We start from the raw sequence: 12,544 nt of genomic DNA, 5'->3' as shown, positions 1-12,544 counted from the left end.
AGACCACGTCCACTGCTACGGTAACCCGTTCACCACCACAGGGGATCGGGTCATGACGATGTTGCGCCATTGGCGTCAGCTGTTGGTGTTTGTCAGCGTGTTGCCCGGCTCGGTGCTCTGCGCCACGCCCGACGGCGGCTATCGGCAGCCACCGGAGCCGCTGCTGAGTGTGATGCGGGCGCCGCTCTACCCGTTGCCACGACCGGATCCCACCGGCACAACCCTGCTGTTGGCGCAGCGGACGCAGTATCCGCCGATCGCCCGTGTGGCCGAGCCGTATCTGAAGTTGGCCGGAGTACGGGTGGAGCCGCGCACGCACAGTCGGCACGACATGTCCAAGGGCTACGGCATTCGCACCTGCCTGGCAGGCCTGACCCTGGTGGACATCGCCAGCGGCAGGCAAACGGCGTTGGCGCTGCCTGCCGATGCCTGTCCATCGTTGCCGGCCTGGTCGCCGGACGGACGCCGATTCGCCTTCGGCAATACAGCGGCGGACCGCGTCGAGCTGTGGATCGGCGATGTCTCCAGCGGTCGCGCGCAGCGCGTTGAGGGCGTGCAGTTGAATCCGGTGCTGGGCGGCGAGATCCGGTGGTTGGGCGGCAGCGACACCCTGCTGGTGAAGGCGGTGCCACCGGACCTGGGCGCTGCGCCGCGCACGGCGGACGTGCCGCTCGGGCCGCAGATCAAGGAGACGATCCAGGGCAAGGGCGAGAGCAGTACGTACGAAGCGCGCGACACCTTGTCCAGCCCGGAAGACGAGGCCCTGTTCACCTACTACGGCACCTCGCAACTGTTGACGGTCAACGCGGCCACCGGCGCTGCCACCAAGGTGGGTGCGCCCGCGGTGTACTCGGAGGTGGACGCTGCGCCCGATGGGCGCCATGTGCTGGTGCAACGCCTGCGGCAGCCATATTCGTATGTGACCACCTACGAGCGCTTTGCGCATGATGTCGCCGTTCTCGATCTGCGCGATGGCAGGTTGCAGGTGCTGGCCGATCTGCCGGTCGCCGACCGCGTGCCGGTCGAAGGTGTGCCGACCGGGCCACGCGCCTATTCCTGGCGTGCCAACCAGCCAGCCACCCTGGTGTGGGCAGAGGCGCTGGATGGTGGCGACTGGAAAACCACGGTGCCAGCACGCGACAAGCTGCTGACCTGGTCGGCGCCATTCACCGGCAAGCCACGCGAACTGGTGCGCGTGCGTCAGCGTTACGCCGGCCTGTCGTGGTTCGCGCAAGGCGGACAGACCCTGCTCGACGAGTACGACGAAAACCGCCACTGGCGACGGACCACGCTGCTGGACGCCGACCATCCCAGCAAGCCAGGCAAGGTGCTGTTCGATCTCTCCAGCGACGATCTCTATGCCGATCCCGGGACGCCGGAGCTGCAGATGCTGGCCAACGGACAGCGAGCCGTGCGTGAGGTGCAGGGCGCGATCTTCCTGAGCGGGCAGGGCGCATCGGCCACTGGCGACCGGCCCTTCCTGGATCGCTACGTGTTGGCCACGGGCGCCACGACACGGTTGTTCCGCAGTGCGGCCGATGTGGACGAGCTGTTCTTCTTCTTCGCTGGCGATACCTCGCGTCTGCTGACCTGGCATCAATCGCTGACCGATCCACCCAACGTGTATCTGCGCACCCTGGGGCAGCCGCTGCCCGATGCTGCGGCAGGCGAGGCCGCCTACGCCTCCACGGCCGTGGCCGTCACCCATTTCCCCGATCCGACCCCGGTGGTGCGGCAGATCAAGAAGCGCCTGGTCAGCTACAAGCGCAAGGATGGCGTGGAATTGTCGTTCACCCTGTACACGCCGCCTGGCTATCGCGAAGGCACGCGTATCCCGGCCATTCTCTACGCCTATCCGCTCGACTATGCCGACGCCTCCAAGGCAGGGCAGGTCAGTGGCGCCAGCGAACGCGACTTCACCCGGCTGAGCAACTACCAGCTGCTGTTGCTGGCCGGCTACGCCATCATCGACGAGGCGGCGTTCCCGATCGTCGGCGATCCCAGGACTGCCTATGACACCTATCTGCAACAGCTGGTGGACGATGCGTCTGCGGCGGTCGACAAGGCGGTGGAGATCGGCGTGGTCGATCGCGATCGCATCGGCGTCACTGGACACAGCCATGGCGCGCTGATGACGGCCAATCTGTTGGCGCACACCGATCTGTTTCGTGCCGGAGTGGCCACCAGCGGCAGCTACAACAAAACGCTGACGCCGTTCGGTTTCCAGAGCGAGCGGCGTTCGTTCTGGACCGCGCCGCAGGTGTATGCCCAGGCGTCGGCGTTCTTCCATGCCGACAAGATCAACGAACCGTTGTTGATCGTGCACGGCATGGACGATGCCAATCCCGGCACCGAAACCACGCAGGCGCCGCGCCTGTTTCAGGCGATCCGCGGCAACGGCGGCACCGCGCGGCTGGTCTTGCTGCCGTACGAGCCGCATTGGTACACCGCCCGCGAATCCAATGAGGACCTGGTCGCCGAGATGCTTGCGTGGTTCGACCGTTACGTCAAGAACGCGCCGGCGCGGGCATCGTCATCCGCCGGTCCGCATGCCGCTGCCGGTAGCGGCTGACCGACGGTGAGAGGCACGCTACCAGCCCGCTGCTGCGCCATCGCAGCGCGGATCGCTGGCACCGCTGAGCGTGCCGTCCAGCGCGCGCACGAGCGCGCCGGCATGCCCCATGACCGCGCTATAGGCCGGCACGTGTTCGACGACGTGGCCGGCCGTGCGCAAGGCCTGCACCACCGCAGGATCGAAGCGGCTTTCCAGTTTCAAATTGGTGCTGTCCTCGCCCCAGGTGCGGCCGAGCAACCAGCGCGGCGCGCTGATCGCCTGCTGTAACGGCATGCCGAAGCGCGCGTAGCGACTGAAGATCGCTGCCTGCGTTTGCGGTTGCCCCTCGCCGCCCATGGTGCCGTAGGCCATGACCCGGCCATCGTCGAAGCGTGCCAGCGCCGGGTTGAGGGTGTGGAAGGGTTTGCGTCCTGGCGCCAGCGCGTTCCAGCCCGCTGCGGCCAGGCGAAAGCTGCTGCCGCGGTTTTGCCAGGTGATGCCGGTGCGTGGCAGCACCAGTCCGGAACCGAATTCGAAGTAGGTCGACTGGATGCAGCTGACGGCCTGGCCGTGGCCATCGATGGCACCGAACCAGACCGTGTCGCCGGCCTGGGAGGGCTGCGGCCAAGGAAGCGCGCGCATTGGGTCGATGCGCGCGGCCAGCGCGTCGAGCGCGCTGGCGTCGTCGAGCAAGGCCTGCGCATCGAGCGTCATCCAGGCCGGGTCGCCGATGTGTGCGTCGCGGATCAGGAAGGCCTGCTTGGTCGCCTCGATCAGCCCGTGTAGATGCGCGTAGCTGTCGACGGCATCGACCTGCAGGCGGTCGAACAGCGCCAGGATCAGCAGCGAGGCCAGGCCCTGGGTGGGCGGTGCGTGGTTGTACAGGCGCGCGCCGGCGATGGCGACCGATAGCGGGGTGCTGGCCTCGGCACGGTGATCGGCCAGATCCTGTGCCAGCAGCGGACTGCCCAGCGCGTGCAGATCGGCGGCGATGTCGGCGGCCAGCGCGCCGCGGTAGAAGTCCTCCAGACCGTCGCTGGCCAGGCGATGCAGCGTGCGTGCGAGCTGTGGCTGCCGCAGTCGCGCACCTTCCTGCAGCGGCACGCCCTGCGGTGCGAAGATCTGTGCGTAGGCGCCAGGCTGGGCGCACAGTTCGGCGTGCTTGGTTGCAGCCACCTGCGCGCCGCCCGAGGTGATCGCCACGCCGTCGCTGGCATGATGGATCGCGTCGCGCAGCAGCCGTTGCAGCGAGAGACCTGCGCCGCCGTGTTGCAGTGCCTGTGCCCAGCCGGACACGGTTCCGGCCACCGTGTTGGCAGCTGCGGGTCCGCGCCAGGGAATGCTGGCGTGGTCGCGATAGAACGCCAGCGTCGCGGCCTGCGCCGCGCGTCCGCAGGCATCGATGGCATGCACACGGCCGTCCGCTTCATGGATCAGCCAGAAGCCGTCGCCGCCGATGCCGGTCATGTGTGGGTACACCACCGCCAGGCAGGCGGCAGTGGCCACCGCTGCCTCGATGGCGGTGCCGCCATCGCACAGCACGTCGCGCCCGGCCTGCGCGGCCAGGTGATGCGGGGCCACCACCATTCCGCGATGCGCGTGCGTGGTGTGCAGCATCAATGCGCCTGCGCGGGAGGACTGAAGGCCAGCAGGCCGTCGCGCTCCAGCTGCGCAGCCAAGGCGAACAGGCGATCCTCGCGGCCCGGTGCGGCGATCAGCTGCACGCCCAGCGGCAGCCGTCCCGGACGCGGTAGCGGAGCGGCCAGCACCGGACAGCCGGCCAGGCCGAGCGGCTGGGTGAGCACGCCCAGGTTGGCGCGTGCGGACACCGGCAGCCCATCGATCTGGATGGTGTCCTGGTCGATGCGCGGCGCCACGCAGGGCACGGTCGGGGCGATGAGCACGTCCACCGTGTCCCACAATTGGCGCATGGCACCGACGAACCAGTGCGCGAAGCGCTGCGCATCGGCCACCGCGCAGGCAGGCAATTGCAGGCCTGCGAGCAGGCGGTCGCGGGTCGCCGGATCGAACTGTTCGGCATGCGTGCCCAGGCTGGCACGATGGCGATGACCGCCCTCGGCGGCGGTGAGCACGAAGGCCGCTGCGCGCGCGCGCTCGGCTTCCGGTAACTCGACCACCTCGCTGCTGCGGCAGCCGCTCAGCACCGCGGTCAGCCCGTTCTCCAGTTCCGGATCCAGATTGCGCTGGAACCAGCCACCCAGGCGTGCCACCCGCAAGCCAGCGCTGTCGCAGCAGGGCACCGACGTGCCGAGCATCACCTCGTACACGCGGCGCAGATCGGCCACGCAGGTGGCGAACGGCCCCACCACGTCCAGCGCATCGACGAACCCGAACACCCCTTCCAGCGGCAGGCTGCCATGGGTGGGGCGCAGGCCGTAAACGCCGCAGAGCGCCGCCGGCACGCGGATCGAGCCATTGGTGTCCGAGCCGAGCGCGAATGGCACCAGGCCCGCGGCCACCGCGGCTGCCGAGCCGCCGGACGAGCCGCCGGCCAGATGCAGCGGATCGTGCGGGTTGGCGGTCGCGCCGTAGTGCGCGTTGACGGTGGCGAAGCCGTAGGCGAATTCGTCCATGTTGGCGGTACCGACCAACACTGCACCGGCATCGGCCAGGCGCTGCACCACGGCGGCGTCGCGGCTGGCCGGCGGACAGTGGGCGCGGACTTGCGCGCCGGCGGTGGTGACCTGGCCGGCGATGTCGAACAAGTCCTTGACCACGTATGGCACGCCCGCCAGCGCGCCGCCGTCGCTACCGCCCGCCAGCGCCGCCTGCACGCGCGCCGCATCGGCGGCCGCACGGGCCGGCAGCAGACGGGTGATCGCGCGCAGGTGGTCGTTGGCCTGGTGGATGCGGCTCAGCGTTTGCGTGGCCAGACGCGCGGCCTGCGCTGGCTGGCTACGGGTCTTGGCGACGATGGCGGCCAGGTGTCCGCGTGGGCCGCCGGTGTCGGCCGCCGCGTTGCGCGGGGCGCTGAAGCCGGACAGCAATTGTGCGTGGCCGCGCAGGATATCGGCGTTGCGTGCGATGCCGGCCTGCCACTGCATGGGGATCTGCATGGGTTACCTCTGTGAGGAGAACGGGGCGGTGTGCGCAAAGCGAGGATCACAGCATGTTGGCGACCGACACAGGTGTCATTTTGTCTCAGCGTCGCGGTGCCGGCGGCGTGGGTGAGCGACGATCGCCGTGCCCGTTCGCCGCTGGGGCGCAGCGTCATACGGGCGCGGAGCCGACCTCATGGTAACGGCGCACCGACCGCCGGCGGTTGCGCAGCCGTCAGGCGGTCGACCAGCAGCTGCTCGAACGCTGGCACGTCGACCGCATGCACCACCGTCTGCGCCTGTTCGCCCAGGCCGGGCTGGTAACCCGGTGCCCACGACAGGATGTCGCCATAGCCGGCATCGAAGGCCGTATTGGTATCCACGTACAACGTCTCGGTGCGGGTGGCCAGCGCCGGTTGCAGCCATACCGCGGTCGCCAGTTCATCCCACATCGGGAAGCCCGGTTCGCGGCGCCGCAACGCTTGGCCGATCGGCGTATCGGCCGCGCTCATGCGCGCCAGCAGCGCCGGGGTGAGTTCGGTGGCGGTGGACGGATCCACCGGCACCATGGTGATCTTGCGCCACGGCGCGCGCATGACGATGCGCGCGGCCTCCGGATCCCAGCGGATGTTGAATTCGCGCCGTGGCGAGTTGACGAACTCGCGGGCGAATTGCTGCGCGCTGACGCTGTCGCGCTGTCGGCGCGGATTGAGGCTGCCGCCCATGTAGACCAGCTCGCGCGCCAGCGTGGCGAAGCTCGGATCCAGCGACTGCGCCAGCGCCAGGTTGGTCATTGGGCCGGTGGCGACGATGCTGATCTCGCCAGGATGGGCGCGCAGCATGCGCAACATGAAGAGCGCGGCCGGCTCGTCGGCCGGGCGCACCACGCTGGGGTTGCCCAGCGGCAGGTCGGGCACGACATCATGGGCGTGGTAGCGCGGCGCACTTTGCACGGTGTCGCCGTCCACCCATCGCCGTGTCCACGCGCCCTTCCACACCAGCTTGCCGTAGAGCGCCTCCCAGCGTTCGGTGGCCAGCTCGCTATTGAGCAGCGGATGCACCGGCCCCGGCAGCACCGGGATCTGCGGCTGGCCCGCCAGTTCGAGCAAGCGGCAGCTATGCGCCAGCACCGCGTCGCGCCAGATGTTGCCGCTGACCGCACTGATGCCGAGCACCTCGACCTCGGGCGATTGCAGCAGCAGCAACTGGGCGGGCGTGAAGCCGTCGATGTCGTCTTCGAGGATGACTTTGCGTCTAGAAGTGGGCGAGCTGGAGGTCATGGCGTCGAACGGAGCGCGGGAACGATCGGAGTGAGCGGACGTTGCGGTGCAATGCGATGCCGCAGTGGGGACGCGCGCGCACGCGGCGGGTCGATGGCGGCGTCGCCTGCGCAGCCATCGACGTGGTGTCCAGACGCGCCAGCCGGTTGCGGGATTGCACCCATCGCCAGCGACGGCGTTGAGCCCTGCCGCGGCAGGGCCTTGGGCACGCACCGTGCTGAAGTCATTGCGGTGGCCCGGCGAGCAGGTCGCGTTCGTAGCGGACCAGCGCCTGCTCCAACTGCCATTGCTGTTGCGCCTTGACGCTGCCCTGGCGGAAGCGCCGGCAGGCGGCCTCATCGCGCTCCTCGGCCAGTGCGCGGGCACACGCCGCGACGGCGTGGCCGTCGGCGCTCCACAGATCGGCGCCCGGCAGAAAACTGTACCGCAGGCCATTGCGCGCCAGTTGTTTGAGCGTCGGGTAATCGATGCCTTTTTCCTGCATGGCCCGTTGGTATTCGTGGGTCATGTCCGAGCGCGCCACCCCGGCATCGTCGGTGGACAGCACCACCGGCACGCCGGCGCGCAGATACAAGGCCAGCGGATGGGACGCGCCGCGCACGCCAAGGATCACATCGTTGCTGGTGAGGTTGATCTCCACCGCCACCTGCATGCGCCGCATCTGCTGCAGCAATGCCGCCGGCGCGTCTTCGTAGGGCAGGTCCACGCCGTGACCGATGCGGCGGGCGCCGGCATCCACCGCCTGGCGGATATGCGAGCGCAGGTGTGCCGGCGGCACCAGGCCCAGGCTCAATTCGCCGGCGTGCAGGCTCAGCGGCACGTTGCGATAGCGCTGGGCGAAGAAACGGAACATCGCCATATGGCGCGTGTAGTCGGCCAGGGCCACCGGGTTGTCTTCGGGGGCGACGATATTCACTGCGACCGCGCGGCTGCCACCCGCTGCAACCAAGGCATGCGCCAACGCCATCTGTGCGAACACCTGCGGCTCCGGCAGCACGCGCAGCACATAGGGCAGATAGCGGTAGTCGACTGCACAGCCTGGGCGCGCCTGCGGTTGTCCGCACTGCAGCCGCGTGCGGACGTCGGCATCGAGGCTGGCGAGGTCGCGCTGCGCGTCCTGCACCAGTGCCGGCAAGGCGTCCTGCAGTTCGCGCAGATTGGCGGCATCGTCCTCGCCATGCCACGGCAGGCTCCGCATGCGCTTGGCTACCTGTTCCATCTGCGGTGGATTGGCGATGATTTCCACGTAGGGCACGCGGTCGCGCGCGGCCTGTTCCAGCACCGCACCCAGGGTGTCGGCGACGCGCGCACGCACCACCGCGTCGAACTTGCCGAAGGTGCTGAAGAAGCGATCGTGCCCGGATGCCTGCGGTTGACCGGGCACGTAGTTGCGGGTGGACAGGGCATCCACCAGGCGGGCGTACAGCGCGGCATCGCGCGCGGCCAATCCACGCGCAGGTTGCTGGCCGTCGGTGCAGGGCGGTGCGCGCAGGCTCACGTCGTCCAGCTGCACGCAGGCGCCGTCTTCGTCGGCCCAGCGCAGGTAATCCTCCGCATAGACCGAGCCGGAAAGATGGTTATGCAGATCGCCGCCCTTGGGCATGGCCTGGAGCAGGATGCGCAGTTGCGCGGGTCGTGCGGCGGCCTGGCGGAAGATCGCTGCGACCTGCTGCTCGCGCGTCGGCGCCGCAGTCGGGCGTGCCTGCGCCAGCGTCGGCAACAGCAGCCAGAGGGTGAACAGCAACAGGCGGTGAGGCGTCGGCATGCAGGCAGGGACTCGCGAAGGTGGGCGATGCGGCGAAGCCGCAGACAGGACGGGCCGGCAACGCGCGGCGGACAGAACGACCGCAGCGTCCGGCGCTTGGCCTGAGTGGCATCGTAACCGCTGCGGCAGGGGCATCGCGCGCGTCTGGCTGTCGTCACCAGCGGGCCTGCTGCTCATTCCATTGCGAAACGCAGCAAGAACAGGCCGGCGATCACCCAGGTTGCCGGATGGACGCCGCGCCAGCGTCCACGGCACAGCTGCAACGCGGCGTAGCTGACAAAGCCCAGCGCCAGGCCGTTTGCAATCGAATACGTCAGCGGCATGGCCAGCATGCACAGACTCGCGGGCAGGGCGTCGCCAACGTCGTCCCAGCGGATATGGGCGCATTCGCGCAGCATCACCGAGGCCAGGTAGATCAGGGCCGGTGCGGTCGCGTAGGCCGGCACCATGGCTGCCAATGGCGAGAACAGCAATGCCAGCAGGAACAGCGCGGCGACCGTCAGCGCCGTCAGGCCGGTGCGTCCGCCGGCCTGCACGCCAGCGGCGCTCTCCACGTAGGCGGTGGTGCTGGAGGTCCCCAGCAGCGCCCCGGCCACGATCGCGGTGCTGTCGGCGAGCAGGGCGCGATCGAAACGCTGCCGCTGCTCGGCCGTGCGCAGCAGCCCGGCGCGCTGCGCCACTCCCATCAAGGTGCCGGTGGCATCGAAGATCTCCACCAGCACGAACACCAGCACCACGTGCAACAGCGCGGTGACTGCACCGCTGCCGCCCTGGCGCTGCAGCGCACCGAGCGGGTCCAACTGCAGCAAGGTTGGCGCCAGGCTTGGCGGCCGCGCCAGCACGCCCTGGAACTGCACCAGTCCCAGCGCCAGTGCGGCGACGGTAACGGCGAGGATGCCCAGCAACATGGCCGCGTGCACACGCCACAGCTCCAGCGCGCCGATCAACAGCAGGCCACCCAGCGCCAGCAGCGGCTCGGGTCGGTGCAGGTCGCCCAACGTCAGCAGCGTCTGCGGATGGGCCACGATCAGCCCGGCCTTCTGCAGACCGATCACGGCCAAGAACAAGCCGATGCCGGCCGCGATGGCGCTACGCAGTGGTGGCGGAATGCCATCGACCAGCCAGCGTCGCGCGCCGGTCAAGGTGAGCAGCAGGAATACGCCGCCGGACACGAACACCAAGCCCAGCGCCTGTTGCCAGGAATAGCCCAGCGCGCCGACCACGCCGAACGCGAAGAACGCATTCAGGCCCATGCCGGGCGCCATGCCGATCGGATAATTGGCCAGTAGCGCCATCACCAACGATCCCAGCGCAGCGGCCAGGCAGGTCGCGACGAACACCGCACCATGGTCCATGCCGGTGCTGGCGAGGATGTCGGGATTGACGAAGACGATGTAGGCCATCGTCAGGAAGGTGGTGAACCCGGCCAGCACTTCGGTGCGCACATCGCTGCCGTTGGCAGCCAGGGCGAAATCGGGCCAGCGCATTAGCAGCGGTGCGGCGCAGACGCGGTGCATGCAAGGAACGTGGACATCGACTGGCCTCTCGTCGGAATGGAAGCACGGACGCGCCGCGACGGCACGCTGCTGCGATCTTGCCCCCACACGGCAGCGCATGCCAGCCGCACGCTAGGCGGCCGATCGCGTTTCGCGTGATCGCGTTGGCGCCGATGAACGGGCGCGCACGGCCATCCATCGCGCGCACGCGCGATTGGCGTGCGCGCCGAGGGGTGCGCCTTAACCTCACAGGGCCAGCACCAACCTCGGCGAATGGCTGCGCGAGCAGCACAGCGTCATCTGGTGGTGGCTGGCGCGCTCGGCATCGCTGAGCACGCTGTCGCGATGGTCGGGCATGCCGGCCAGCACGCCGGTCAGGCAAGCGCCGCACATCCCTTGCTCGCACGACAGTGGCACGTCGATACCGGCGTCCAGCAGGGCGCTGGCGATGCTGCGATCGGCCGCGACCTGCACCACGCGGCCGCTGCTGGCCAGTTCGACCTCGAACGCGGCGTCGGGCTCGGTGCCTGGGGTGGCGACGGCAGAAAAATGTTCGCGATGCAGCTGCGCGTCGGTCCATCCATGTCCGCGCGCCACCTTCGTGGCGTACTCCATGAAGGGCGCTGGACCGCACAGATACAGATGGTCGCGCGGGCCGACCTGCCGCAGCGCGGACGGCACTTGCACACGCAGGCTCTCACCGGCCTCGCTCGGGTGCAGGTGGACCTGGCCGTGCGCGAAGCCTTGCTGCAGCCGTGGCAGAAAGGACAGCTCGGCCTGCCGCCTGACGTAGTAATGCAGCACGAAACGCTCGCCGCCGGCGTCCAGCGCCTCGGCCATCGACAGCAGCGGGGTGATGCCGATGCCGGCGGCCAGCAATACGTGGCGATCGCCCGGGTGCAGGGGAAACAGATTACGCGGGCTGGAGATGCGCAGCCGGTCGCCGGCGCGGACCCGCTCGCACAGATGACGCGAACCGCCCCGCGAGGCTTCTGCCAGTTTCACGCACAGCAGGTAATGATCGCGCGCGTGTGGCGCACTGGCGATCGAATACTGCCGCACCAGGCCATCGGGCAAGTGCACGTCCACGTGCGCGCCAGCTTCGAAGGAGGGCAGCGCATGCGCGATCGGCTCCAGCCGGAAGGCACGCTGACGATGGCCTTGTTCGGTCACTGCGGCGACGCGGACCTCATGCAGGTTCATACCGCCTCCAGAAGGTTCAACGCAGGAAGAAGTCGCTATAGCCCTGGTTGCGCAAGGCCCGGCGGTAGGCGATCGAACTGCGGTCGGCGGGGATGTGCACCTCCAGCAGCGGGTCCAGCGGCAGGTATTCGGGCCGTTGCGCTTCGACCATGGCACGGTCTTCCTCGAACACCCGCAGGTTGAAGGCATGCACGTCCGCCACCGGCAGATGGGTGTCGAAATTGCGGGCGATCGGCACCAGCAGCCGGGTGCGGTGCTTGGAGACCGGGCTGGCGGCATTCATGATCACCAGCCGCTTGCCGGGATGCGGAAAGTGGATGGTCAAGGTGGCGGTGAATGGCAGGTGCACTTCGAAGTGGCGCAACCACTGGAAGTCCGGCGGAATCTCCGGCAACGGCATGTCCACCGAGAAATTGGCCACCGTGCTGTAGTAGTCGGCATTGAACCCGGTGGGCGTTTCGCTGGTGGTGTAGGCCGGCACCTCCTGCTTGTCGGGTTGGGCAAAGGTGGCGGTGTGCACGAAGGCGAAATGCGCCACATCGATGAAGCCTTCCAGTTGCCGCGCTGCGCTGCCGGCGATATCGAAACCGGGACAGACGATCTGCTGGAAGCCCGGATCGTCCCAATGGGGCATCGGCGGCAGTTGCACCTCGGCCGCCTCCACGCCGGCCGGCTTGGCCAGGCAGACCCAGATCAGCCCGTAGCGCTCGGCCACCGCGTAGGTGTGCAGGCGCATCTTGGCGGGAATGTTCTGGCTGGGGCTGGCGGGGATGTGGTTGCAGCGGCCACCGGCGCCGAAGCGCAGGCCGTGATAGGCGCAGACCACGCCGCGGCCATCGGCACGGCCCATGCTCAACGGCACGCCGCGATGCGGGCAGATATCGCGCGCGGCCACCAGGTCGCCGGCCACCCGGTACAGCACCAGCGGCTCGTCGAGCAGGGTGGCCTTGAACGGCGCCTCGCCCACCTCGCTGCTCAGCGCCACCGCATGCCAGTGCTGCGCCAGGCGTTGCCAGTCGGCGGCATCGAAGCTGCAGTGCACGGGGGGAATCGGGGCGGCGACATCCATCAGGGCGGTCTCGAGCATCTGCACGGGGACGTGCCGATTGACTCTAGGAACGGCTGGGTGTGTGATCAAACGCCGTTTTTCAGTCTCGCCGATGCAAAAAATGCAACGCGACCCCGGA

General features: G+C 68.7%; 8 protein-coding genes. 1 reads left to right on the top strand and 7 read right to left on the bottom strand.

Features of this window, described 5'->3' with window-relative positions; translation table 11 throughout:
• The first annotated feature begins 52 nt into the window (after positions 1-52).
• Positions 53-2,572: a prolyl oligopeptidase family serine peptidase gene (locus tag CKY51_RS06150; protein WP_022970623.1), complete on the top strand. Its 2,520-nt coding sequence runs from the start codon at positions 53-55 to the stop codon at positions 2,570-2,572.
• 18 nt (positions 2,573-2,590) lie between these two features.
• Here the strand turns inward: CKY51_RS06150 and CKY51_RS06145 are convergent, their stop codons facing one another.
• From CKY51_RS06145 to CKY51_RS06115, 7 genes are all read right to left on the bottom strand, one after another.
• The gene (locus CKY51_RS06145) at positions 2,591-4,171 is read right to left on the bottom strand and encodes a gamma-glutamyltransferase family protein (protein ID WP_022970622.1); all 1,581 of its coding nucleotides are present in this window, start codon (positions 4,169-4,171) and stop codon (positions 2,591-2,593) included.
• Complete coding sequence (locus CKY51_RS06140; RefSeq protein WP_152248997.1) at positions 4,171-5,631, bottom strand: AtzE family amidohydrolase; 1,461 nt, start codon at positions 5,629-5,631, stop codon at positions 4,171-4,173. The genes CKY51_RS06145 and CKY51_RS06140 overlap by 1 nt, the downstream gene beginning before the upstream one ends.
• A gap of 176 nt (positions 5,632-5,807) precedes the next feature.
• On the bottom strand, positions 5,808-6,893 hold the full coding sequence (locus CKY51_RS06135; RefSeq protein WP_022971333.1) for a nucleoside hydrolase: 1,086 nt from the start codon (positions 6,891-6,893) through the stop codon (positions 5,808-5,810).
• Positions 6,894-7,116: 223 nt separating this feature from the next.
• On the bottom strand, positions 7,117-8,658 hold the full coding sequence (locus CKY51_RS06130) for an adenosine deaminase family protein (protein WP_022971334.1): 1,542 nt from the start codon (positions 8,656-8,658) through the stop codon (positions 7,117-7,119).
• 173 nt (positions 8,659-8,831) lie between these two features.
• The gene (locus tag CKY51_RS06125; protein WP_022971335.1) at positions 8,832-10,145 is read right to left on the bottom strand and encodes an NCS2 family permease; all 1,314 of its coding nucleotides are present in this window, start codon (positions 10,143-10,145) and stop codon (positions 8,832-8,834) included.
• A gap of 255 nt (positions 10,146-10,400) precedes the next feature.
• Complete coding sequence (locus CKY51_RS06120) at positions 10,401-11,357, bottom strand: PDR/VanB family oxidoreductase (protein ID WP_022971336.1); 957 nt, start codon at positions 11,355-11,357, stop codon at positions 10,401-10,403.
• Between the two features lie 16 nt (positions 11,358-11,373).
• Entirely contained in the window at positions 11,374-12,426 is a 1,053-nt protein-coding gene (locus CKY51_RS06115) for an aromatic ring-hydroxylating dioxygenase subunit alpha (protein WP_031338895.1), read from the bottom strand.
• Positions 12,427-12,544: the final 118 nt, after the last annotated feature.

This window comes from Xanthomonas maliensis (assembly GCF_009192945.1).
GTDB classification, from domain to species: Bacteria; Pseudomonadota; Gammaproteobacteria; order Xanthomonadales; family Xanthomonadaceae; genus Xanthomonas; species Xanthomonas maliensis.
This window is presented reverse-complemented; position numbering and strand designations above follow the sequence as displayed.

What these genes read in the sequence shown, in the direction of transcription:
- CKY51_RS06150 (WP_022970623.1), top strand. Translation starts at nt 53, where the DNA reads ATGACGATGTTGCGCCATTGGCGTCAGCTGTTGGTGTTTGTCAGCGTG.
- CKY51_RS06145 (WP_022970622.1), bottom strand. Translation starts at nt 4,171, where the DNA reads ATGCTGCACACCACGCACGCGCATCGCGGAATGGTGGTGGCCCCGCAT.
- CKY51_RS06140 (WP_152248997.1), bottom strand. Translation starts at nt 5,631, where the DNA reads ATGCAGATCCCCATGCAGTGGCAGGCCGGCATCGCACGCAACGCCGAT.
- CKY51_RS06135 (WP_022971333.1), bottom strand. Translation starts at nt 6,893, where the DNA reads ATGACCTCCAGCTCGCCCACTTCTAGACGCAAAGTCATCCTCGAAGAC.
- CKY51_RS06130 (WP_022971334.1), bottom strand. Translation starts at nt 8,658, where the DNA reads ATGCCGACGCCTCACCGCCTGTTGCTGTTCACCCTCTGGCTGCTGTTG.
- CKY51_RS06125 (WP_022971335.1), bottom strand. Translation starts at nt 10,145, where the DNA reads ATGCGCTGGCCCGATTTCGCCCTGGCTGCCAACGGCAGCGATGTGCGC.
- CKY51_RS06120 (WP_022971336.1), bottom strand. Translation starts at nt 11,357, where the DNA reads ATGAACCTGCATGAGGTCCGCGTCGCCGCAGTGACCGAACAAGGCCAT.
- CKY51_RS06115 (WP_031338895.1), bottom strand. Translation starts at nt 12,426, where the DNA reads ATGGATGTCGCCGCCCCGATTCCCCCCGTGCACTGCAGCTTCGATGCC.